Genomic DNA, 21,673 nt, shown 5'->3' on the forward strand with positions numbered 1-21,673 from the left:
TTAAGCTCCTGCTAAGCCGGACCGGGCATAGTCGCCTCATCGGCAAGCGACTGTCCCGGATCGGGACGGAAGCCCCTCGATACGAGCGCGGTGGATAGGTTTCGTGGACCTATAGACATGATGTCGCCCCACCGGTCCGGTGAAACTCCGGGATGTATGAAGCAATACTCGACCTCTCCTGAGAGAGATCTTTAGCCCTCGGGGCGTATTGCTCGGCTACGCACACGAATTCCTTGCAATTCCTGCCAACCGGACATCCTCGCAATGACCAGCCTGCTGACCAACAACGCCGCCATGACGGCGTTGACGACCCTGAAAAGCATCAACACCCAGCTCGACATGACCAGCAACCGGGTCTCGACCGGCCAGCGCGTCTCGAGCGCCGCGGACAACGCCGCCTACTGGTCGATCGCCACCACGGTCCGCACCGACAACGCCTCGCTCGGGGCCGTGAAGGACTCCCTCGGCCTCGGCTCCTCGGCGGTGGACACCGCCTACAACGGCCTGAACTCCGCGATCTCCGATCTGCAGAACATGCGCGCCAAGCTGCAGACGGCCCTGCAGCCCGGCGTCGACCGCGCCAAGGTGCAGGTCGAAATCGACGCCATCCAGAACAAGATGGACAGCACCGCCAAGTCGTCGGTGTCGAGCGGCCAGAACTGGCTCTCGGTCGATTCCTCCGCATCGACCTATCAGAAGGATCGCCTGGTCATCGCCGGGTTCTCGCGTGAGGCTGACGGCGACATCGCGTTCTCGACGGTCAAGATCAACGTCAACGAGATCAAGCTCTACGACGCCAACGCGGGCACCAGCGTGGACGTGCCGGGCACGGCCGCCCAGGTGTTCGGCTCCCAGACGATGACCGGTCTGGCGGCCTTCCGTCCGGCGGACGCAACGCCCGCGAACCGGGGCACGGCCGATTTCTCGGGCGCCGCCACGGTCGCGCTGGACATCCGCGTGGACGGCTCCGCCACCGCGGCCGTGATCACGCTCAACAAGGCCAGCCTCACCTCGGCGGTCTCGAACCTGGCCCGCGTGACCACCGATGAGCTGCTCTCGGCGATCAACAACCAGATCGCCGGCTCAGTCGATCTGGCCGGCAAGGTCACCGCCGGTCTCGACACGCAGGGCCGCCTCACGTTTACCCGGAGCACGGTCGGTTCGCCGGAGTCCCTCCAGGTGAACACCACCGCAGCCAACACCGTCGACCTCGGCTACGGTGGCGCGACGGCCACCGGAAAGTTGGCAACCGGCACGGATGCGACCACGGTGGTGAGCAAGGGTATCCTGGACACGGCCGGCGGCACCTACACCACCCCAGGGGTCACGGGTAACTACACCGTCGCCGATTTCGACATCTCGAAACTGGTCGGGACCGCCGGCGACGCCGACCTCAGCAGCATCATCAACATGGTCGACAAGGCGATCGCCAAGGTCACCGATGCCGGCACCAAGCTCGGTGCCAACAAGACCCAGATCGACGGCCAGAAGTCGTTCATCGACACCCTGATGAAGGCCAACGACCGGACGATCGGCACCCTCGTCGATGCCGACATCGAGGAGGAGTCCACGAAGCTCAAGGCCCTGCAGACCCAGCAGCAGCTCGGCGTGCAGGCCCTCAGCATCGCCAACGCCGCGAGCCAGAACGTCCTCTCGCTCTTCCGCTGAGCCGAACGGCGCCCCGGAACTCCGGGGCGCTCCACGCAAGACAGGCCACGCCTCCGCGAGGAGGCGTGGCCTTTTGCATTCCGGAGGGTGCGCGACCGCGGCGGGACCCAGGCGCGGATCAGCCCACGAAGGTGTAGCCGGCCAGCCGCTTGGCCTCGATCGGGTCGTAGCCGAGGCGCATCCGCAGCTTCTTGCGCAGCTTGCTGATGTGGCCCTCGACCACGCTCTCCTCGACGTCGGTGCCGTGGTCGGCATAGACCGCGGTGAAGATCTGCGCCCGGCTGAGCTGCCGGCCGCGATGGCCGGCGAAATACTCGAGGATGTGCCGCTCGCGGCGCGGCAGGATCAGGCTGATCCCGTCGATCTCGGGGTCGCGGCCGTCGGAGAACACCTTGAGGCGGCCGCTGCGATCCTGGGCGGCGGGCGCCTGGATCTCGCCGCGGATGCCGCGCCGGCGGATCGCCTCGGCCCGCGCCAGGATCTCGCGGACATGGACCGGGCGGCGCACGACGTCGTCGATGCCGGCGGTGAAGAGGTCGAGGGTCTGCTCCAGGGAGCGGGTCTCGTTGAGGGCGATGATGGGCGCCTGGGAAAAGCTGCGGATCCTGGCGGTCCGGCTGGCGCGATCAGCGCATTCGCCGAGCACGATCCCCTGGAGAGCATCGGCCGGGTTTCCGGCGAGCCAGGCCAGGAAGTCGTCCGCATTCGTGCTGCGTGCCGGAACCGCCTGCGCGTTGAAGCCCGCCACGTACTCGGCGGCCACCGAGTGCCTCTCATCGACAACGATATACATTTCAGCGCCCCGCCGAAAACGAACTGTTCTGCAAGCCCACCGGACGATCACCTTGGAAGCGGAGCGACTTCGTTGTTCGCCCTTGGCATCCAGGTTTTACTTGATTATGACTTCGCAGCGGCCTCTCTTGAAGAGGATCTATTCGCTGCCGTCCGTCGCCTTGCGTTGGAAATGTTTCTTTAAGGAAATGGTTAATTTTGGATTAAGTGGTTCGGCGTCCTGTGATCCCGGTCCGATTTTCGGGCCTCTGGGATACCAGGGACGGCCTCGGACGGGCCGGATGTGGCAAATCGATCACGGTTTCGCGAGCGGCCCGACACGCGCGCCGCACCGCACGAATCGTGCGGCCGGACGGCGGGCCTGGTCGGGGGCGCCGGACGATGGGCCGGCGCCTACCCGCGGGCGCTCCGCGCCGCGGCGGGTGCCAGGGTCTCGCCCAGCAGTTCGATCTGGGCGACAAGGCGGGTCAGGCCTTCGCTGCGAGGCACGTCGGGCATGGGCGGTGGCGTCTGCTCGCCTTCGCCCCCGAGGCTCGCCAGGGTCGCGGTGATCCAGCCGCTCCAGGCCGCGAGGGCCTCGGGTTCGGCCACCTCGACGGCGTAGCGCAGGGCCGTGAGGCGGGCCGAGATCCGCCGCAGGGTGGCGTCCGCCACCATGGCGGATTCCACCTGCGGGTGTCGCCCGGCCCGGGGCTGCTGCAGGGCGCGGGCGAGCGCGGCTTCGAGGTCGTTGAGGGCGAGGCCGGCGCCCCGGGCGGCCTGGGCCCGCAGGCCGCTGGCCTCCGCCTCGGGTCCGGCGCAGAGAACCGCCCGGGCGAAGGCCGCATGGGCCCGCACCGCCCTGCGCAGCTCGAGGCGCACCTGGTCGGGCTCCCAGATCGGCCAGAGCACGAGGGCGCTCGCCACCGCGATCAGGCCGCCGAGGAGGGTGAGGAGGGCGCGCATGCCCGCCACCTCCCAGGAGCCGTGCCCGGGTTCCACCACCTCGACGAGGAGGACCACGAGCGGGGTCAGGCAGGCGATGAAGACGCCGTAGCTGACCTGCCGGGCGGCAAAGCCGATGATGCTCAAGGGAAAGACCAGGGCGGCCAGGGCCAGGGGCGAGGTGGCGAAGCTCGCGAGAATGGCCCCGATCAGGCCGCCGAGCACCGTGCCGCCGATCCGCTCCAGGGCCCGCTGCCAGGTGGCGGCGTAGAACGGCTGCATCGTCAGCACCACCGTCATGGTGAGCCAGTGGGCGAACGGTCCGGCCCAGACCAGGGTCGCCCAGAGGGCGGGGGCCGCCACCACGGTGGCGCGCACGGCGTGGCGCAGGTTGGCGGAGGCGACGGTGAAGTTGGTGCTGAGCGGCCCGAGGAGCCGGGTCCCGAGGGGGAGGCTCGCCCGGCCCAGCAAGGCGCCGCCGGGCCGGTAGCCGTCCGGCGTCGAGAGCTTGGCGCCGATGCGGACGCGGTCGAGGATGCGGGTGGCGAGATCGTGCAGCCCGCGGTCATGGGCGAGGCGCCGGGTGCTGCGGTCGATCGCCCGGTCCAGGCGGGCGAGGTCGATCACGCTGTCGTCGCGGATGGCCCGCGCGATCACCCCGAGGAGCGGACGCAGGCGGCGCAGGAAGCGGCGGACCATGCGGCGCCGGCGCGGGTCCGGCTCGCCCTCGATCAGGTCCGAGACCGCGATCAGGGCGGCGAAGATCTGCTCGGCCGCCTCCAGGCGGATCAGGGCCTGGGCCGTGCGGTCGGAGATGCGCTCGCGGCTGCGGGCGAGGTCGACGATCACCGTGCGGGCCTGCTCGATCGCCTCGCGCACGCCCCGGCGATGGGCCCGGGCGTGGCGGTCGAAGGCCTGCAGGTCGAAGGTCTGGCGGTCGAAGATCTGGCGGGCGCCGCCCCGGGGGGCGATCCTGGTCTCGAGCGTCTCCGGCCAGGCCAGGGAGGCGAGGTCCTCGAGATCGTCGCAGAGGCGGGTCAGGCGGCGCCAGACCTCGGCCACCGCGCGATGCGTCGGGCGATAAGGGTGAAGCCGCCACAGGAGGAGCGCCAGCAGCGTCGCCCAGAGGCCTCCGGCGGTGAAGACCAGCCCGGCCACCAGGGCCTGGTCGGGCGTGAGCGGCCGGTCCAGGGCGAAGCACAGGACGAGGACCAGGACGTTGCCGGCGGCCTGGGCCTGCACCCCCCAGACCCGGGCATAGGTGCAGCCGAAGATGACGATGCCGGCGAGCGGCACCACCGGCACCGGCCCCAGCGGCTGCATCAGGCCGAACAGCCCCCAGATCATTCCGCCGAGGAGGGAGAAGACCGTGAGCACGAGGAGGCGCGAGCGCATCGGCCCGCCCGCATCGGCGAAGCACGCGAGATTCGCGGCGAGCGCCACGGTGAGGAGCGGCGGCCAGGGAAACCATTCGTGCAGCAGGATGACGAGGCCGAAGGCCAGGGCCGCCCGCACCCCGTCGACGAGGCTGAGGCCGCGGGGGTCGAGGCCGATCGGCAGGCGCGTGAGGTCGAGCCCCGGATTGGTCAGCGTCCCGCGCCCCCGCAGGAAGGCGGCCGCGCGCATCCGCCGGCGTCGGCCGGCCGCGGGGCCGGTCGGGGCGGGATCGGACGGGCCGGGAGCGGACCGGGCGGAAGAGGAGGGCATCGCGGACGAGGGGGACTCCCGGCGGGCGCAGGCCCGCCATACCTCCGCGATCTAGGGCGTCTGCGCCCCGCGTGGAACCGCCGGGCTCGGCACGGGAGCCCTGCGTGACGCGGGAGCCTTCCGTCGCCCGCAGCGCCCGGCGCCGGTGGCCGGGGTCAGATCGCGCTGCCCTTCTCGACCACCGTCGTGTCCACGACGTCCGCGGGCTCATAGAGCCAGCGCGTCATGGCGCCCGCCGCCATCGCACCGACGATCGGCGCGAGCCAGAACAGCCAGAGCTGCGCCACGTATTCGCCGCCCGCGATCAGGGCCGGACCGGTGCTGCGCGCCGGATTGACCGACGTGTTGGTCACCGGGATCGAGATCAGGTGGATCAGCACCAGGGCGAACCCGATCGGGATGCCGGCAAAGCCCGTCGCAGCCCCCTTCGAGGTGGTGCCGACGATGATGACGAGGAAGAAGAACGTCGTCAGGACCTCGGTGACGAGGCAGGCCGCGAGGTTGTATCTGCCCGGGCTGAGATCTCCGTAGCCGTTCGCCGCGAACTCGTTCGGGACCCAGCCGGCCTTGCCCGAGGCGATGGAATAGAGAACGCCCGCCGCCAGGAGCGCGCCCGTCACCTGGGCGACGATGTAGGGCAGGACGTGCCGGTTGGCGCAGCGATGGGCCGACCACAGCCCGAGGGTCACGGCCGGATTGAAGTGCCCGCCGGAGATGTGCCCCACCGCGTAGGCCATCGTCAGCACCGTCAGTCCGAAGGCCAGGGCGACCCCGAGGAAGCCGATCCCGAGTTCGGGGAAGGCGGCCGACAGGATCGCGGCGCCGCAGCCGCCGAAGGTCAGCCAGAACGTTCCGAAGAACTCGGCGGTCGCCCGCCGCATCGTATCGTGATCCATGACGATGCCTCCCGCTCGCAGGGTCGCGAGGCACTCGTCCCATGGCGGGTTCGCCGCCATCGCCGGCACGACGCGAGACCGAATCTCCTCCGCCGCCGCGCGAGCGGCGCACCATCTCAGGATTACACAGTCGCAGGACGACAGCAACGACGCCGGACAATCAAATTGTCACGCATCCGACCAGGGCCGAAAACTTTCGTGCTGCAGTTGTCGGCGACCACGAACCGGACCGAAGACTGAACAGGATCGGGGGAAGGCCGGCGCGCGGGTCATCCCCCACGGGGTGACGTCCATCAGGCACGGCGTCGGGTCCGCATTGTTCGGACGCCGCGCGGATCTCCTCGCACTCCCGTCGGGTAAGGGCCGGAGCCTCCGCGGGTTTCGGTTCGGGGTCTGGAGGCGCGCCCCGACGCGGCGCGACACCCGCGCGAATCCGGCCCCCGCGAGGCTGGGCGGCGTCGCGGGGCCGGACCTTCGGACGTGGACGTTCCGTTCCGACCTCGGCCCTCAGGTCCCGGTCGTCAGAACGAACCCGGTCGTCAGAACTTGCCGCCGAGACCGACGCTGCCGCCCTGCCCCATCTGGGGGGCGAGACCGCCGGAGCTCGACCGGCTCGTGGTCTCGCCCTCGATGTCCTCGCGGCGGATCCGACGCTCCTCGTTCGCGGCAGCGCGGCTCTGGCCGCCGGCGGAGCTCGGCAGGTTGAGGCGGCGCGTCGGCGCGGTCTGCAGCGGGCCCCCGTCGGGGTCGACCTCGGCGGAGCGGCTGCGCTGGGGACCCGGCACCGCGCCGCGCATGGAGGGCGGCGGCCCGACCTCCGTCTCGGGCATCACGCCGCCGCCGCCGCCGAGCGCTTGGCACCCGGCGAGCGCGGCGGCAACGAGCGCGACGGCGCAGGCTCTGGACGGAAGAGACATCGGGTCTGGTCCTCGGTAACACCGGCGACCGCATTCGGACGCCCACGCAAGCTATTCGCCTCTGTACGACGCAGATTTGTCGAAAACCAGACACGCTCCGGTGCGCAAGAGGATTGCGGCCACGCTTGGCCCGGTGCCAGAGTGCTGGTCTCGGAACCCAGATCGGTTGCAGCCCGGTCCGTTTCTTGCGCGCGATCGCGTCGTCCTGCTGTCCCCGGGGTCCGTTTCATCCCTCCCCGGGGATCGGCAGGAAGGGCCGCCGCTCGCGCGTCCCTTCCTGCCGCCCATCCACAACTTCGCCTTGGTCCACGCGCAATGAGGCCGGAACCGCCCGTCAGGCGGAACCCGCCGCCCAAGCTTCCATTGTGTCAGGCCGGGGAGACGCACCATTCGGGGAACGCGCGTGTTCAGAACTGTCCGGATGATCGCCACTGCGACGATCACCCTGTTGGCCGCCTCCGCGGCCGCCGAGACCCCGGCCGCGCCGGGCAAGGACGCCGCGCCGAGCTCCGGCGAGGTGACGACGGGCTCGTCCACGCCGCCGGCGTCCGCCCCGGTCCCGACTCCGGCGCCGTCAACCCAAGCGCAGCCGGCTCAAGTGCAGCCGGTTCAAGGGCCCGCGCAACCCGCTCCGGTTCCTGCCCCGGCGCCCGCCCAGCCGGCGGCGCCCGGGACGCCGCCCGTGGCCGGCCCGCCCGCGCCGAGCGCGCCCGCCGCCGGGGCGCCCGCGACGGGCACGCCCGCCACCGTTCTCGACACCCAGGATTACGAGGGCGTCCTCGGCAAGGCCGTGCGCAGCTCCACCGGCGAGGATATGGGGCGGATCATCGACATCATCCTCGACAAGGACGGGCGTCCGCGCGCGGCCATCATCGATTTCGGCGGCTTCCTCGGCGTCGGCTCCCGCAAGATCGCGGTGGACTGGCGCGCCATGCGCTTCACCACCGACGGCAAGGCGAGCCGGCCGGTGCTCCAGCTCAGCCGCAACCAGGTCCGCGTCTCGCCGGAATACAAGCCGGGCGAGCCGATCGTGGTGCTCGGCCCGGCGAGCCCGGCCGCCCCGGCCGAGGGCGAGCAGGCGGCGGCCCCGGTCCAGGGTCCGCTCGCGCCGCCGGCGCCCGTCGCGTCGCCTCCGGCCGCCGGTCCCGCCCCGACGACCGCGCCCGCCGCCACGATGCCGCCCGCCCCGGTCGCCGCGCCGGCGCCTGAGAAAGCGCCGGACAAACCGGCCGAGAAGTCGCCGGATCGATGACGGTCCCGCTTCCGAAGGATCGCCGGGCCCTCAAGCCGCGGGAGGTGGCGCGTCCGGAGTTCCGGCCGCGGCCGCTCCCGCGCCGCGACGCCCTCACGGACGACGCCCCGTCGGCGACGGCAGCGGAGAACCCGGCCGACATGAAGGTGATCTCGCGCCGGAGCACGCGCGGCCTCGACGGGTTCGCGTTCTTCGTGGCGAACCTCCAGACCGGCTTCGGCCCGTTCCTGGCCGTCTACTTCACCCAGGCGAAGTGGACGCAGTCCGATATCGGCTTCGCGCTGACCGTCGGGAGCCTCGTGAGCCTGCTCGGCCAGGTGCCCGGCGGCGCCTTCGTGGACGCGGTGCACGCGCGCCGGTTCGCCGCCGGCTTCTCGGTCGTGGCCATCGCGCTGAGCGCCTTCGCGCTGGCGATGTGGCCGAACTTCCTCGTCGTGCTCCTGGCCATGGCTGCCCACTCGGCGGCGAGCTGCATCCTCACCCCCGCCATCGCGGCGATCAGCATCGGCCTCGTCGGGCATGCCCGGGCGGGCGAGCGGCTGGGCCGCAATGCCAGCTTCTCGGCCCTCGGCAATGCCGTGGCCGCCGCCGGCATGGGCGCCTGCGGCTACTACCTCTCGAACGACGCGGTGTTCTACCTGACCGCCGCCCTGATGGTGCCGACCCTGATCGCGCTGTCGCGGATCCGGCCGGAGGAGATCGACGGGCCGGCCCACGTCAAGGCGAGCGGGACCGCCGGCGCGGGCCAGGGCGAGGCCGGCCTGCGCGCCCTCCTCACCAATCGCGCGCTCCTGTGCTTCGGCGCCTGCATGACCCTGTTCTTCCTCGCCAACGCGGCGATGCTGCCGCTCGTGGGCAGCATGCTGACCCTGCGGGCCAGCGAGACCGCCACGGCGCTGATCGCCGCCTGCATCGTGGTGCCCCAGGTCGTCCTTGCGGTGTCGGCGCCCACCATCGGGCGGCTGGCCGAGCGCTGGGGCCGCCGCCCGCTGCTGCTCCTCGGCTTCGCCGCCCTGCCGATCCGCGGGCTGCTCTTCGCCTACGTCGACAGCCCGGAACTCCTCGTGGCGGTGCAGGTCTTCGACGGCATCTCGGCGGCGGTGTTCGGCGTGATGGTGCCCCTCGTGGTCTCGGACGCCACCCGCAAGACCGGCCACTTCAACCTCGCCCTCGGCGCGGTCGGCACCGCCATGGGCATCGGCGCCGCCCTGTCCACTTCGCTCGCCGGCGTGATGGCGGATCGGCTCGGCAGCCACACCGCGTTCCTGGGCCTCGCGATCGTGGGCTTCGCGGCCTTCGCCCTCGTGGCGCTCATCATGCCCGAGACGCGCCGCGACCCCGCGGTGTAACCTCGGGCGGGTCCGCGGACGGATCCGGGCGGCATCGAATTCGCTTGCCGCTCAAGCGACGTTCAGGTTTGCACGCTAAAACGCGCAAACCTCCGCCAGACACTGCAACGCTTGCGTCCGCTTCGCGTTGCGAGTCCGGGGGGCTCCGAAACCTGTGTGGGGCACGCGCGGGAAACCAGGGTCCGCGAGGACGCCTTAACAGTAGCCGGTCCACCCAACGTCCGGGCGGGCCTCGAAACCGGGACGGTCACCGCGATGGAAGACCTCTGCGTTTATGCCGATAGGCCGTTCGCCTTCGTGGGACGCTATCTGCGCCGGCGCGCCCTGCCGCACCTCGTCATCCTGTGCGCCGTGCTCGGCGCCGTGGGCTTCTCCGTCAGCACGGACTATGCCCTGAAGGGCGTCGTGGATGCGCTGAGCAAGGGCCCGCAGGCCGGCCTGATCTGGGGCGCCCTCGCCCTTCTCATCGCCTTCATCGCAGCCGACAACATGCTCTGGCGCGTGGCGAGCCTCGTCGGCTCGTTCACCTTCGTGGGCGTCACCGGCGACATCCGGCGCGACCTGTTCCGGCACATGACCGGGCACTCGCCGACCTTCTTCGCCGACCGGCAGCCCGGCACCCTGGCCTCGCGCATCACCGCCACCTCGAACGCGATCTTCACGGTCGAGAACATGTTCGTGTTCAACGTGATGCCGCCCTGCGTCGCGGCCTTCGGCTCGATCCTCTACATCGCCACCGTCAACCTCACGATGGCGCTGGTGCTGGCCGGCATCTTCGCTGCCGTCGTGCTGCTGATGTTCAAGATGGCGGCGGCCGGAAAGCCGCTGCACCACGACTTCGCCGCCAAGGCCGCCTCGGTGGACGGCGAGATGGTCGACCTCGTCGGCAATATGCCGCTGGTCCGGGCTTTCTCGGCCTTCAAGCGCGAGTATACCCGCTTCGACGGGACCATCGGCCAGGAGATGCGCTCGCGCCGCTCCTCGCTGCTCTACCTCGAGAAGCTGCGCATCGTGCACGCCATCCTGACGGTGCTGGCGGTGCTCGGCCTGCTCTACTGGGCGATCACCATGTGGGAAGCGGGCCAGGCGACCAACGGCCAGGTCGTGCTCGTCTGCACCCTGGGCATCCGCATTCTCGCCGCGACCCGCGACCTCGCCGTGGCGCTGGTGGACGCGACGCAGCACACCGCCCGTCTCTCGGAGGCGCTCCACACGCTGCTGCAGCCCCACGACCTGATCGATCACCCGGAGGCGGAGCCGCTCACCGGCACCGGCGCCGAGATCACCTTCGACCACGTCGCCTTCTCCTACCCGGATGGGCGCGGCGTCTTCACCGACTTCGACCTCGTGATCCAGCCGGGCCAGCGGGTCGGCCTCGTCGGCAAGTCGGGCGGCGGAAAGTCGACCCTGTTCTCCCTGCTGCAGCGCTTCTACGACGCGCAGGGCGGCCGTCTCCTGATCAACGGCCAGGACATCCAGCGCATCACCCAGGAATCCCTGCGCGAGGCCATCACGGTGGTGCCGCAGGACGTCTCGATGTTCCACCGGACCCTGCGCGAGAACATCCGCTACGGCCGGCCCGATGCGTCGGACGAGGACGTCTGGAAGGCCGCGGCCGCCGCCCACTGCACCGACTTCATCGACGCGCTGCCCGAGGGCTTCGACACCATCGTGGGCGACCGCGGCGTGAAGCTCTCCGGCGGGCAGCGCCAGCGCATCGCCATCGCGCGGGCCATCCTCAAGGACTCGCCGATCCTGCTCCTCGACGAAGCGACCTCGGCCCTCGACGCCGAGTCCGAGGAGGCGATCCGCCATGCCCTCGCCAATCTGATGAAGGGCCGCACGGTCATCGCGATCGCGCACCGCCTCTCGACCCTGAGGGACTTCGACCGGATCGTGGTGCTGGAAGGCGGCCGCATCATCCAGGATGGGTCGCCCGACAAGCTGACGCACCTCGACGGCTTCTACCGCGAGCTGATGAAGAAGGAATCCATGTCGATGGCGCTCGCCGCCGCTTGAGGCGCGCGGGACGACGCACCCGACCGTCGACACCGACTGGCGCCCTCCCCCCCGCGGGGAGGGTGTTTCGCCGTTGGGATGCGAAGCCGGCCCCGCTGGGCGGGCTCCTGGGCGCGCACCGCGATCCGAGCGGTTCGGCCGCGCGCGAAACCGTTCGGCGCGGTCGCCCGAGCCGTCGGGATGGTCCGGCGGGACGCCGTCGGCTCAGTTGTGCGACTGGATGAAGTTGCGCACCAGCGGGTAGGTCTGGCTCTCCCACTTGCGGCCCGAGAAGACGCCGTAATGGCCGACGCCGGCCTGGAGGTGATGGCTCTTCATGTGGTGCGGCAGGCTGGAGCAGAGGTCGTGCGCCGCCATGGTCTGGCCCACGGCGCAGATGTCGTCGCGCTCCCCCTCGACCGTCATGAGCGCGGTCTTGCGAATGGCGCCCATGTCAATCGGATTGCCGCGATAGGTCAGTTCGTTCTTGGCCAGGGTGTAATCCTGGAACACGGTCTTGACCGTCTCGATGTAGAACTCCGCCGCGAGGTCGAGGACGGCGAAATACTCGTCGTAGAAGCCCTCGATCTGGCGCGCCTTCTCGGTCTCCCCGTTGGCGAGATGCCAGAACAGGTCGGCATGGCCCTGGACGTGGCGCTTGGCGTTCATCGAGACGAAGGCCGAGACCTGCATGAAGCCCGGATAGACCCGCCGCCCTGCGCCCTTGTGCCGCTCGGGCACGGTGGCGATCAGGTTCTTCTCGAACCACGCGATCGGCTTCGAGGTGGCGAGGTGGTTCACCGAGGTCGGCGAGATCCGGCAATCCACCGGGCCGGCCATCAGCGTCATGCTGCGGGGATGCGCCACGTCCTTCGAATGCGCCATCACGGCCGCGGCGGCCAAAGCCTGCACGGCCGGCTGGCACACGGCGACGAGATGGGCCCCCTCCCCGATCACCCCGAGGAACTGCACGAGGTGGTCGACATAGTCGTCGAAGCCGAAGGGGCCGGCCTCGAGGGGCACGTCGCGGGCATTGTGCCAGTCGGTGATGTAGACGTCGTGATCGGGCAGCAGGGTGCGCACCGTGCCGCGCAGCAGCGTGGCGAAATGGCCCGACAGGGGCGCCACCACGAGGACGCGGGGCTGATCGGTGTCGATGTCCTTCTTGAACCGCAGCAGGGTCCCGAACGGCGTCGCGAACGCCGTTTCCTCGGTCACCGGCACCTCGCGGTTGCCCACCGTCACGCTGTCGATGCCGTAGGCGGGCCGCGAGAAGGTCAAGCCGGCCCGCATCATCATCCGGGCGCCGGCCGACCACCAGCTCAGCGGCTCCTTAAAGCCGGCCGCGGTCCAGGGCGAGACGGCGTCGTGGACGAGCCGTCCCCAGGCGCGCGTCTGCTCCGCCAGATCCGACTGGGCATCGAAGGCACGATAGAGCATGCAGCCCGAACTCCTACGCGAACGGTCAAATCGCAGATCGTCCGCGGCAAGCGGGCGCGACGGCAGAGCCGCCGACGATGGGGCGCTAGGCTGCGGCAGGCTGGGCCCGGACGCAACGGCCTTAACGTGTGATATCCTGCGGTTGTTGTGCGTATGCATCACCGGAGACATGTCGCACGTCGCATTGGAATAACGGGTGAACAACGGATCGCCGGAGATCGTGACTGTGAAAGGTCAACCGTCACGGTGGGAAAAAGCTCCCGTGTCCGCCGAGCATGCGGCGGGTGAACCGGAAACATCCTGCGTGTCGGGGCCTCGGGCGGCACAAGTCTTGGATCACGTGTCGGCGAGGGACCAACAGGGGGGACGGATCGATGCCCGCGGCGACGCTGACGATTTCAAGCCGGAACTACTCGTCGTGGTCGCTGCGGGGTTGGCTGGTCTGCCGCATGGCCGGCCTCGACTTCGAGACGGAGCTTCTGTCGGGGAACGACGCCTCCACCCGGGCGGAGCTGCTGCACCTGTCCCCGTCGTTCCTCGTGCCCCGCCTGGTGCACGGCGAGATCATCGTCTGGGACACTCTCGCCATCGCCCAGTATCTCAACGAGATCCGTCCCGAGGCGGGGTTCTTGCCGCCCGATGCGGTGGCGCGCGCCCATTGCCGCTCGATCTCGGGCGAGATGCATGGCGGCTTCATCAACCTGCGCTCCGCGCTGCCGATGAACCTCAAGGCGCGTCACGCCAACTTCAGGATCTTCAACGGCGCGCGCGGCGATATCGAGCGCATCATCACGATCGTCGACGAATGCCTGGGGCGCTACGACGGCCCGTTCCTGTTCGGCGAGACGCCGAGCCTCGCCGATGCCATGTACGCCCCCGTCTGCACGCGGTTCCGCACCTACGACGTGAGCCTGCCGCGCCGGACCGAGGCCTATCGCGACACCATCCTGGCCTGGCCGCTGATGACGGAATGGGCGGCGGACGCGGCGCGGGAGCCCGACGAGATCGAGGAACTGGACATGGAGTTCTAAGGTCCCGAGCTCTGAGGCCCCGAGGTCCGAAACTCCGGGTTCAGAAACTCCGGGTCCCGAAGCTCCGCGTTCCGAAGCGCCCCGACGTCGGGGCCACAAGGGTCCGGGGCGCCGCGTCGGCGCCCCGCCGTGCCTACGTGCGCGGTGGCACGTCGTCCCGGTCGGGCGCGTCCCATATCACGCTCACCGCAGTCGAGACGCAGGGACATACGGTCCTCGTCTCACACAAGAGTGATATTCTTTCGATGAAACATCGTCTTTTCGCCCTCGCCGCCGCGACTGTTCTTGCCGTTGCGGCCCCGGCGACCGGCAGCTTCGCGCTCGATCGCGTCGCGCCGACCTACGGCGACGTGCCGGCCTCGCGCTACGACGACATCACGACGGGGTCGATCCGCTCCTACGACGTCCCGGTGACCGGCCGTTGTGCGGACAATTCGGCGAGCCAGGGCAACGCCAACCAGCAGAACTTCCCGGTCCAGCAATACGGCCAGACCTCGGGCGGCCCGCGCTGCTGACGCCCTGACGGGGTGACGCAAGCCGGCGCGGAGTGCCGGGCCTCGCGGTAAGGCCCGCCCCGGGAGGGGCGGGTCTTCTTTGCTTCTGCGCCCCTCCGGCGCGATCAGGCGGCGGCGGCGCGGTGATCCACATCGACCGTGACGCCCGCTGGGGTCGCCTGGGCGGTGGCGGCGCGCGGCAGTTCGATCCGCGCCGTGAGGCCCCGCGGGGTCCGGTTGCGCAGGGTGAAGCGACCCTCGTGCGAATCCGCGATGGCGAGCACGATGGACAGGCCGAGGCCGAAGCCGCTGGCGGTGTCGAGGTTGCGCGCCCGGTCGCCGCGCACGAAGGGCTGGAGCATCGCGTCCCGCTCCGCCTCCGGGATGCCGGGGCCGTCGTCGCTGACCTCCACGGCGACGCCGCGCTCGGTCTGGGTCACCGTCAGCCGCGCCGCGCCGCCATACTTCACCGCGTTGTCCACGAGGTTCATGATCGCGCGCTGAAGCTCCTCCGGTCGGCCCTGGACCAGCACGTGGCGGGTCTCGGCCACCCGGACGTCGGCGCCGATATCGGCGAACTCGTCGGCGACGGTCTGGACGATGGAGGCGAGGTCGATCAGCATCTTCGCGCCCCCCTCCGGGCCGTGGCCGTCCCGCACGAAGGACAGGGCCGCCTCCACGAGGCCGTTCATCTGGTCGAGGTCCCGCAGGGTCATGGTCCGCGCGTGATCGTCCTCGATGAACTCGGCGCGCAGGCGCAGGCGGGTGATCGGGGTGCGCAGGTCGTGGCTGATGGCCGCGAGCATCTGGGTGCGGTCGTCGATCAGGCGCCGCACGCGGGCCCGCATCCGGTCGAGGGCGCGGGACAGGGCGACGACCTCGCGCGGGCCGTTCTCGGGCAGATCCACCAGGTTCATGCGGGTGCCGAACACGTCCGCGGCCTCGGCGAGGCGCGCCAGGGGCGCCGTCAGCGCCCGCGTGGCCCAGAGGCAGATCAGCGAGACGGCCACGCCCAGGAACACGAAGGTGAAGATGATCGCGCCCTGCCGCATGGGCGGGCGGTCGTCGTCCGGCACCAGGGCGGAGAGCCGGGCGCCGCCCGGCGTCGCGAGGCCCACGCGCACGCCCGCGGGCGCCTCCGCCGGTCGCTTGGCCGCCGACAGGTCGGTGATGGCGAGGGGGCGTCCGAAGCCGTCGCGCAGACGCTGGACCACGAAATGATCGCCGATCCGATCGCCGCCGGCCGGCTCCGTGGCGGCGGCCCCGGAATCGGTCGCGTCCCAGGGCTCGATCCGCAGGGTCGGCAGCATCCGGGCGGCGTTGGCCAGGAGCGCCGGGCGCTCGGCCGGGCTCGCACCGTCGAGGAGGCGGGCGACGGTGGCGAGGCGGTTCGCGGCGACGCCGGGATGGTCGTCGGGCCGCCAGGGCTCGCGCAGGGTGAAGAAGGCCAGCGTCGCCATGGCGTGGGCCAGGACCACGGCGGCGACGATGAGCAGGGCGATCTGCCCGGCGACGCTCGACGGCACGAGGGCGCGCAGGCGGCTCCAGGGGGGCCTCATATGCGGGTGACCTCGGGCGTGAACAGATAGCCGCCGGAGCGGATGGTGCGGATGATCTCTGGGTTGCGCGGATCCGGCTCGATCTTCTGGCGGATGCGGCTGATCAGGACGTCGATGCTGCGCTCGAACGGGCCGGCGGCGCGCCCCTGCGTCAGGTCGAGGAGCTGGTCGCGAGAAAGCACCCGGCCGGGACGCAGGCAGAGGGCGTGCAGCAGGTCGAACTCCGCCCCCGTGATGGCGATGCGCGCGTCCTCCGGGCTGAGGAGCTGGCGCAGGGAGACGTCGAGGGTCCAGCCCAGGAAGTGGAGGCGGCGTACGCCCTCCTCCGCCTCGGCCTCCGTGCCCGAGCCCCGCCGCAGGATGGCGCGGATGCGTGCCAGGAGCTCGCGCGGGTTGAAGGGCTTGCCGAGATAGTCGTCGGCGCCGATCTCGAGGCCGATGATGCGGTCGATCTCCTCGGCCTTGGCGGTGAGCATCAGGATGGGGATGCGCGAGGTGGCGCGCAGGCGTCGGCACAGGCTCAGGCCGTCCTCGCCCGGGAGCATCAGGTCGAGCACGACGAGGTCGACCCGGGCATCGGCCAGGACCTTGTCCATGGCTGCCCCGTCCCCGGCGAGGCTGACCCGGCACTCGTTGGCGCGCAGGTAGCGGGCGACGAGGGCGCTGATCTCGCGGTCGTCCTCCACGAGGAGGATGTGCGGATGGGTCGTGGTCGTCTGCGTCATGGTCCCGAGCATCGCGGCTCCCTCCGCATCCGGGGCCGGTGCCCGGCTCTCCTGCGGATCTGTCAACGCGCGACTATGCGCCGGCACGCCCGGAGTTCGAAGGGCCGGCGGGGCAGGATTTTGTAAACGCCTGTTTCGCGCGGCCCCATCGGACAACGGCGGAAACATTCCCGTCGGGGCTCCCGAAGCACCGGCGCGGATTGCCGGGACGCGCGGGGATTCTTATGTCGTGCCGCACAGGCGCCGGTCTCGTGGCCGTCACGGACGGATGGCGGCCTCATTGCTCCGGGAGACGACGATGCAAGGCTCGAACCGGCTGTTCGACGATTTCGCCCGCCTGATGACCGATGCCGCCGGCGCCGCGCAGGGCGTGCGCCGCGAGGCGGAGACGGTGTTCAAGGCCCAGGTCGAGCGCCTGATCCGCGACATGGACATCGCCTCCCGCGAGGAGCTCGACGTGCTGCGCGACCTCGTCTCGGCGCTGCGCAGCCAGAACGACGCCCTGGCCGCCCGGATCACCGCGCTCGAGGCGAAACTCGGCCCCGAGCCCGTGGCCGGAGCCAGCGAGGCGATCTGATTCCAGGTTGATTCGCGGGGGCTCCGGCCCCGCCACGCTTGTGCACAGGAAGGAACGGTGGACGGTCGCTTTCCTGTTCACCGGCTTCCCGGGCCGCTTTGAAACGCGAGTCCGGCACGGTCTATAGTGGGTCATGACCTGATTCGCTCCTGCCCCGAAACGCCCTGAACCGAACAGAATCGTTCCCTGCCACACCCGTCCGGGTGGGCGTGGAGCAAGTTCGGAACAGAGGGCCGACGGTCACCGGAGCGCGTTTCACAACGACTTCGCCGATCTTCGACGAGATCGACACACTGGACCGCCATGACCCAACTCCACATCGAAGATCACGATCGGCACGAGCATCCCCTCGACATCGTCGAGCGCCTCGCGTCGCTGCGCGACTGGATCTTCGACCGGGCCGAGACCGACGAGATGTCCGTCTCCGTCGCCGGGCGCTGGGCCGACTACCACGTGGCCTTCACCTGGATCGAGGACGTGGAGGCGCTCCATGTTGCCTCAGCCTTCGACCTCAAGGTGCCGGAGCGCCGGCGCACCGAGATCCTGACGCTGGTCTCCCTGGTCAACGAGCAGCTGTGGGTCGGGCATTTCGACCTGTGGTCCACCGACAACGTCGTGATGTTCCGCCACTCGCTGCTGCTGACCGGCGGCGCGGCCCCGACCCAGGGCCAGTGCACCATGATGCTGAAGTCGGCGGTCGATGCCTGCGAGCGCTACTACCAGGCCTTCCAGTTCGTGCTCTGGGCCGGCAAGTCCGCCCGCGAGGCCCTCGACGCGGTGCTGTTCGAGACCGAAGGCGAGGCGTGAGCGCGCCCGTCGACGCCGCCCTCCCCGCCTCCCTCACCCTGGTGGGGGCCGGCAAGATGGGGGGCGCCATGCTCTCCGGCTGGCTGGCGGGGGGGCTCGACCCCGCCCGGACCACGATCCTGGATCCGCAGGTCTCCCCCGAACTGCAGGCGCTCTGCGCCGCGCGCGGGCTCGCCCTGAACCCCGCCGCGCCCCCGGTCGCGGAGGCCCTCGTGCTCGCCATGAAGCCCCAGGGGCTGGAGGCCGCGGCGCCCGCGTTGGCGCCGCTGATCGGTCCCGGAACCCTGGTGGTGTCGGTGCTGGCGGGCAAGACCATCGCCAACCTGCGCGACCGCCTGCCCGGCGCCCGCGCCATCGTGCGGGCGATGCCGAACCTGCCCGCCAGCATCGGACGGGGGGCCACCGGCGCGGTGGCCAGCCCGGAGGTCGATGACGGGCAGCGGGCGCAGGCGCACGCGCTCCTCGCCAGCGTCGGCCTGGTGGAGTGGCTCGACGACGAGGGGCTGATCGACGCCCTGACGGCCGTGTCGGGCTCCGGCCCCGCCTACGTCTTCCTCCTGGCCGAGGCGATGGCCGAGGCGGGCATCGCCGCCGGCCTGCCCGCGGACATGGCCACGCGCCTCGCCCGCGAAACCGTCTCGGGGGCCGCCGCGCTCCTCGCGGCCGATCCCCGGGACGCCGCGCGTCTGCGCCAGGATGTGACCTCGCCGGGCGGCACCACCGCCGAAGCCCTCGCGGTGCTGATGCGCAGCGGCGGTCTGCCGGACCTGATGCGCGAGGCCGTGGACGCGGCGCGGCGCCGCGCCGGGGCCCTCGCGGGCTGAGCCGGACCTGACGATCCGGCCGCGGGACCCTACATGAAGGCCTGATTGGACGAGGATCGCACGACCATGGCCAAACGCCCCGGCTCTCCCAAGCCCGAGACCCAGACGACCGAGACGGACTCCGCCGACACCCTGCCGGTGGCGGCCGCAGCGCCCGAGAAGGCGCTGCCCCCACGCGAGGCGGCCGTCGAGGCGCTGATGCGGCTCGCCGCCGAGCAGCCGTGGAACGACATTGAGATCGGCGACATCGCCCGGGAGGCCGGCCTGACGCTGGCGGAGTTCCGCGACCTGTTCCCCTCGAAGGGCGCCGTACTCGGCGGCCTGTCGCGCCTCATCGACCGCGCGGTGCTGGAGGGCGACACCGCCGATCTCGCCGACGAGCCGACCCGCGAGCGCCTGTTCGACGTGCTGATGCGCCGCCTCGACGCGATGACGCCCTACAAGGACGCCCTGCGCCGGATCTCCTACGCCCTGCGCGGCGATCCGCTCTCGATGCTGGCGTTGAACGGCGTCGCGCTGAACTCGCACCGCTTCATGCTGGCCGCCGCCGGCATCAACACCGAGGGTCCGCTCGGCCGCCTCAAGCTCCAGGGCGTGGTCATCGCCTTCGCCCGCACGGTGGAGGTCTGGCTGGACGACGACGATCCGGCCCTGGCGCGCACCATGGCGCGCCTCGACAAGGAGATCCGCAACGGCGAGCGCTTCATGGAGCGCGCCGACGATGCCCGCCGCCTCACGGCCCCCTTCCGGGCGCTCGGCCGCTCGCTGCTCGACCGCGGCGGCCGTGCGCGCCGGGAACGGCACGCGGCGGACGACCGCAACGAGGATGCGGGCAATCCCCTCGGCGGCGACCCGGCCGCGGCGATCTGAGGCCCTAGGCCCCGGCCGGGCAATCGGTCTCGCCGAGATGGACGGCGAGCCAGACCGTCGGCCGGTCGGGATCCGTAAAGGTGACGCGGTGCACGCACCCGGCCGGGATGAACAGAGTATCGCCCGGCCCGAGCGCGACCTCAGCGCCCGCCAGCGCGACGCGGGCCGCACCCGCGAGAAGCAGCACCCACTCGTCGTGGGCTTGGCGATAGGGCTCGTCCGGCGGCGTGACCTGGCCCTGCGAGACGATGCGCTCGATCCGGCAGCCCGGCCGCGCGAGGAGTTCGGTGAAGACCTCGCCCGCCGCGGCGTCGGGCAGGTTCGCGAGCAGGTTGCCCGCGTGGGCGAGGCGGGTCATGCGGCGGATCCTGATCGTTTGGGCGACTGAAGAAGGGTTCCGACATGAGCGGCCGGAACCGGATTTGCCCGACTGGCCCGTGAGGGTCCGCCATGGACGGGTGTCGGCCCCTCTTGTAGTTTTGCGGACCTGATCCTAACATCGCCTCGGCCTCAGGATAGGCCAACGGTCCGCGTGAAGGGCTCAGCCCATTCGTCGTCGTCTGATCATTCCCCGACTTCCTGCCCGAGAACGCGGACAAAGGGCGCTGAGGAAGGAAGGATTCGATGACGGCTACGCTTCCGTCGAGCGGCGCTTGCTCCCGCGCACTCCCCGACCGCCCCAACCTCGAACACCTGCGAAATGAAGCCAAGTCTCGGTTGAAGCAGATGCGCGCCGCCGACCCGACAGCGCAGCTCGCGACGGCGCAACGCGATCTCGCCCGTGACTACGGTTTCCCCAGTTGGCGCCGGCTCCGGGCGGAGGTCCGGCGGTTGACCGAGGGGCGGACGGAGACCGACAAAGACCGCATGGAGCGGCTCAGGATCGAGCAGGCGCGTCCACGAACGGAAGTCCGGATCGATCCAAAGGTCGTGGACGGATACGTCGGCTTCTACGAACTGACTCCCAAGACCATCATCGTTGTACAGCGGGACGCGAACGATCTCATCGTTCGCCTCACAGGACAGTCGTTTTACTCGATCATCCCGGAAAGCAGTCGAAAATTTTTCTATCGAAATCGCAATATCCAGGCACAGATCAGCTTCAGGGTCGGTCCGGATGGCACCGCGACTGCCGCCATCCTTCATCAGAACGGGCTTGAACAGACCTCTCCGCGGATCAGGGAAGACCGGGCGAACGCCATCGAGGCACGGCGTGAGGCGCAGCAGGCTGCGAATACGCCGGCCCCTGGAAGTGAAGCGGCTCTGCGTCGGATCATCGAGGCGACTCAGCGGGGCAGCCCGGAACTCGCGCGCATGAGCAAGCCGCTCGCACGGGCGTTCAAGGAGCAGTTGCCGGACAACATGAGGACGGTGAGGTCCTGGGGCGACCTCGTGTCGATCGCCTTCGAGGGCGTCTCCCGCGTCGACGACAGCGATGTCTTCACCGTCATGTTCTCTGCCGCGCACAGCGAATGGCGGCTCACCATGAACGACCCGGAGACGATCGAGAGCGCCAGTTTCCGATTGGCTCCCTAAGACAGGTGCACGGTGCGGGGCGTGCGTCGACCGGCGACGGCGGGGCCCCCTGCCGTCGTAATGGACCACGCAGCCGGCCGGCACGCCTGCCGGCCATCATCCGTCAGGCCCGGCCGAGGAGCCGATGGACCTGCCAGGTCAGCATCATGCTGGCCACCATCAGGGTGGCGTACAGGAGGTGGAGGAGAAGCGGCGCGTCGTGCATCGGCTCGAACCCGTGGGCTTCGGTGCGAGGGAGCACGTCTCCTCGCAACAACCGCGCCACGCGCCCGGGACCAAGCACGGGGCCAAGCGCCCGGGGCGAAGT

Annotated in this window: 20 protein-coding genes; 11 read left to right on the plus strand and 9 right to left on the minus strand. The window is 70.5% G+C overall.

Annotated elements, in window-relative coordinates:
• The first annotated feature begins 264 nt into the window (after positions 1 to 264).
• A complete protein-coding gene (locus tag ASF18_RS21890) occupies positions 265 to 1,668 on the plus strand; it encodes a flagellin (RefSeq protein WP_056274226.1) in 1,404 nt (467 codons plus the stop codon).
• 118 nt (positions 1,669 to 1,786) lie between these two features.
• On the opposite strand, the gene ASF18_RS21895 is transcribed toward ASF18_RS21890, so the two are convergent.
• From ASF18_RS21895 to ASF18_RS21910, 4 genes are all read right to left on the minus strand, one after another.
• Positions 1,787 to 2,461 carry a response regulator transcription factor gene (locus ASF18_RS21895; protein WP_056213171.1) on the minus strand — a complete coding sequence of 225 codons (675 nt, stop codon included), beginning with the start codon at positions 2,459 to 2,461 and terminating at the stop codon, positions 1,787 to 1,789.
• A 392-nt stretch (positions 2,462 to 2,853) separates the two neighbouring features.
• Positions 2,854 to 5,010: an FUSC family protein gene (locus tag ASF18_RS21900; RefSeq protein WP_244472808.1), complete on the minus strand. Its 2,157-nt coding sequence runs from the start codon at positions 5,008 to 5,010 to the stop codon at positions 2,854 to 2,856.
• Between the two features lie 236 nt (positions 5,011 to 5,246).
• A complete protein-coding gene (gene aqpZ / locus ASF18_RS21905; protein ID WP_056355468.1) occupies positions 5,247 to 5,987 on the minus strand; it encodes an aquaporin Z in 741 nt (246 codons plus the stop codon).
• Positions 5,988 to 6,526: 539 nt separating this feature from the next.
• Entirely contained in the window at positions 6,527 to 6,904 is a 378-nt protein-coding gene (locus ASF18_RS21910; protein ID WP_056213166.1) for a hypothetical protein, read from the minus strand.
• 421 nt (positions 6,905 to 7,325) lie between these two features.
• Between ASF18_RS21910 and ASF18_RS21915 the strand changes: the two genes are divergently transcribed.
• The 3 genes from ASF18_RS21915 to ASF18_RS21925 all read left to right on the plus strand — a co-directional run bounded on the left by ASF18_RS21915 (position 7,326) and on the right by ASF18_RS21925 (position 11,524).
• Positions 7,326 to 8,156: a PRC-barrel domain-containing protein gene (locus ASF18_RS21915; protein WP_056355356.1), complete on the plus strand. Its 831-nt coding sequence runs from the start codon at positions 7,326 to 7,328 to the stop codon at positions 8,154 to 8,156.
• Positions 8,153 to 9,505, plus strand: coding sequence for an MFS transporter (locus ASF18_RS21920; protein ID WP_056213162.1), 1,353 nt, complete (start codon positions 8,153 to 8,155; stop codon positions 9,503 to 9,505). The genes ASF18_RS21915 and ASF18_RS21920 overlap by 4 nt, the downstream gene beginning before the upstream one ends.
• A 255-nt stretch (positions 9,506 to 9,760) precedes the next feature.
• A complete protein-coding gene (locus tag ASF18_RS21925; protein ID WP_056213159.1) occupies positions 9,761 to 11,524 on the plus strand; it encodes an ABC transporter ATP-binding protein in 1,764 nt (587 codons plus the stop codon).
• 204 nt (positions 11,525 to 11,728) lie between these two features.
• Here ASF18_RS21925 and phaZ read toward each other — a convergent pair whose 3' ends face one another.
• Positions 11,729 to 12,943 (minus strand): polyhydroxyalkanoate depolymerase, encoded by a 1,215-nt coding sequence (gene phaZ, locus ASF18_RS21930; protein WP_056274239.1) that lies wholly within the window; start codon positions 12,941 to 12,943, stop codon positions 11,729 to 11,731.
• Between the two features lie 374 nt (positions 12,944 to 13,317).
• Here phaZ and ASF18_RS21935 point away from each other — a divergent pair, with 374 nt between their 5' ends.
• The gene (locus ASF18_RS21935) at positions 13,318 to 13,974 is read left to right on the plus strand and encodes a glutathione S-transferase family protein (protein WP_056274243.1); all 657 of its coding nucleotides are present in this window, start codon (positions 13,318 to 13,320) and stop codon (positions 13,972 to 13,974) included.
• 245 nt (positions 13,975 to 14,219) lie between these two features.
• A complete protein-coding gene (locus ASF18_RS21940; protein ID WP_056213152.1) occupies positions 14,220 to 14,489 on the plus strand; it encodes a hypothetical protein in 270 nt (89 codons plus the stop codon).
• Between the two features lie 104 nt (positions 14,490 to 14,593).
• Here ASF18_RS21940 and ASF18_RS21945 read toward each other — a convergent pair whose 3' ends face one another.
• Both ASF18_RS21945 and ASF18_RS21950 read right to left on the minus strand, forming a co-directional pair.
• On the minus strand, positions 14,594 to 16,027 hold the full coding sequence (locus ASF18_RS21945; protein ID WP_056355359.1) for an ATP-binding protein: 1,434 nt from the start codon (positions 16,025 to 16,027) through the stop codon (positions 14,594 to 14,596).
• Positions 16,024 to 16,752, minus strand: coding sequence for a response regulator (locus tag ASF18_RS21950; RefSeq protein WP_056355471.1), 729 nt, complete (start codon positions 16,750 to 16,752; stop codon positions 16,024 to 16,026). The genes ASF18_RS21945 and ASF18_RS21950 overlap by 4 nt, the downstream gene beginning before the upstream one ends.
• 298 nt (positions 16,753 to 17,050) lie before the next feature.
• On the opposite strand from ASF18_RS21950, the gene ASF18_RS21955 reads away from it, so the two are divergent.
• The 4 genes from ASF18_RS21955 to ASF18_RS21970 all read left to right on the plus strand — a co-directional run bounded on the left by ASF18_RS21955 (position 17,051) and on the right by ASF18_RS21970 (position 19,830).
• Complete coding sequence (locus ASF18_RS21955) at positions 17,051 to 17,329, plus strand: accessory factor UbiK family protein (protein ID WP_056213148.1); 279 nt, start codon at positions 17,051 to 17,053, stop codon at positions 17,327 to 17,329.
• A 303-nt stretch (positions 17,330 to 17,632) separates the two neighbouring features.
• Entirely contained in the window at positions 17,633 to 18,136 is a 504-nt protein-coding gene (locus ASF18_RS21960; RefSeq protein ID WP_055957499.1) for a YbjN domain-containing protein, read from the plus strand.
• A complete protein-coding gene (gene proC / locus ASF18_RS21965; RefSeq protein ID WP_056355361.1) occupies positions 18,133 to 18,960 on the plus strand; it encodes a pyrroline-5-carboxylate reductase in 828 nt (275 codons plus the stop codon). The genes ASF18_RS21960 and proC overlap by 4 nt, the downstream gene beginning before the upstream one ends.
• A 66-nt stretch (positions 18,961 to 19,026) precedes the next feature.
• On the plus strand, positions 19,027 to 19,830 hold the full coding sequence (locus tag ASF18_RS21970; protein ID WP_056274285.1) for a hypothetical protein: 804 nt from the start codon (positions 19,027 to 19,029) through the stop codon (positions 19,828 to 19,830).
• A 4-nt stretch (positions 19,831 to 19,834) separates the two neighbouring features.
• Here ASF18_RS21970 and ASF18_RS21975 read toward each other — a convergent pair whose 3' ends face one another.
• On the minus strand, positions 19,835 to 20,188 hold the full coding sequence (locus ASF18_RS21975; protein ID WP_056355364.1) for a cupin domain-containing protein: 354 nt from the start codon (positions 20,186 to 20,188) through the stop codon (positions 19,835 to 19,837).
• A gap of 266 nt (positions 20,189 to 20,454) precedes the next feature.
• On the opposite strand from ASF18_RS21975, the gene ASF18_RS21980 reads away from it, so the two are divergent.
• Positions 20,455 to 21,366, plus strand: coding sequence for a DUF3471 domain-containing protein (locus tag ASF18_RS21980; RefSeq protein ID WP_156650086.1), 912 nt, complete (start codon positions 20,455 to 20,457; stop codon positions 21,364 to 21,366).
• 103 nt (positions 21,367 to 21,469) lie between these two features.
• Here ASF18_RS21980 and ASF18_RS24040 read toward each other — a convergent pair whose 3' ends face one another.
• The gene (locus ASF18_RS24040; protein WP_156389601.1) at positions 21,470 to 21,607 is read right to left on the minus strand and encodes a hypothetical protein; all 138 of its coding nucleotides are present in this window, start codon (positions 21,605 to 21,607) and stop codon (positions 21,470 to 21,472) included.
• Positions 21,608 to 21,673 lie beyond the last annotated feature (66 nt).

The sequence above is a fragment of the Methylobacterium sp. Leaf89 genome (genome assembly GCF_001422215.1).
Lineage (GTDB): Bacteria > Pseudomonadota > Alphaproteobacteria > Rhizobiales > Beijerinckiaceae > Methylobacterium.

Coding starts and splice junctions, on each gene's coding strand:
- ASF18_RS21960 (WP_055957499.1), top strand. CDS start 17,633: ATGACCCAACTCCACATCGAAGATCACGATCGGCACGAGCATCCCCTC.
- ASF18_RS21910 (WP_056213166.1), bottom strand. CDS start 6,904: ATGTCTCTTCCGTCCAGAGCCTGCGCCGTCGCGCTCGTTGCCGCCGCG.
- phaZ (WP_056274239.1), bottom strand. CDS start 12,943: ATGCTCTATCGTGCCTTCGATGCCCAGTCGGATCTGGCGGAGCAGACG.
- ASF18_RS21940 (WP_056213152.1), top strand. CDS start 14,220: ATGAAACATCGTCTTTTCGCCCTCGCCGCCGCGACTGTTCTTGCCGTT.
- ASF18_RS21900 (WP_244472808.1), bottom strand. CDS start 5,010: ATGCGCGCGGCCGCCTTCCTGCGGGGGCGCGGGACGCTGACCAATCCG.
- ASF18_RS21950 (WP_056355471.1), bottom strand. CDS start 16,752: ATGACGCAGACGACCACGACCCATCCGCACATCCTCCTCGTGGAGGAC.
- ASF18_RS21935 (WP_056274243.1), top strand. CDS start 13,318: ATGCCCGCGGCGACGCTGACGATTTCAAGCCGGAACTACTCGTCGTGG.
- ASF18_RS21915 (WP_056355356.1), top strand. CDS start 7,326: ATGATCGCCACTGCGACGATCACCCTGTTGGCCGCCTCCGCGGCCGCC.
- ASF18_RS21980 (WP_156650086.1), top strand. CDS start 20,455: ATGACGGCTACGCTTCCGTCGAGCGGCGCTTGCTCCCGCGCACTCCCC.
- aqpZ (WP_056355468.1), bottom strand. CDS start 5,987: ATGGATCACGATACGATGCGGCGGGCGACCGCCGAGTTCTTCGGAACG.
- ASF18_RS21895 (WP_056213171.1), bottom strand. CDS start 2,461: ATGTATATCGTTGTCGATGAGAGGCACTCGGTGGCCGCCGAGTACGTG.
- ASF18_RS21955 (WP_056213148.1), top strand. CDS start 17,051: ATGCAAGGCTCGAACCGGCTGTTCGACGATTTCGCCCGCCTGATGACC.
- ASF18_RS21890 (WP_056274226.1), top strand. CDS start 265: ATGACCAGCCTGCTGACCAACAACGCCGCCATGACGGCGTTGACGACC.
- ASF18_RS21970 (WP_056274285.1), top strand. CDS start 19,027: ATGGCCAAACGCCCCGGCTCTCCCAAGCCCGAGACCCAGACGACCGAG.
- ASF18_RS21920 (WP_056213162.1), top strand. CDS start 8,153: ATGACGGTCCCGCTTCCGAAGGATCGCCGGGCCCTCAAGCCGCGGGAG.
- ASF18_RS21925 (WP_056213159.1), top strand. CDS start 9,761: ATGGAAGACCTCTGCGTTTATGCCGATAGGCCGTTCGCCTTCGTGGGA.
- ASF18_RS21975 (WP_056355364.1), bottom strand. CDS start 20,188: ATGACCCGCCTCGCCCACGCGGGCAACCTGCTCGCGAACCTGCCCGAC.
- ASF18_RS21945 (WP_056355359.1), bottom strand. CDS start 16,027: ATGAGGCCCCCCTGGAGCCGCCTGCGCGCCCTCGTGCCGTCGAGCGTC.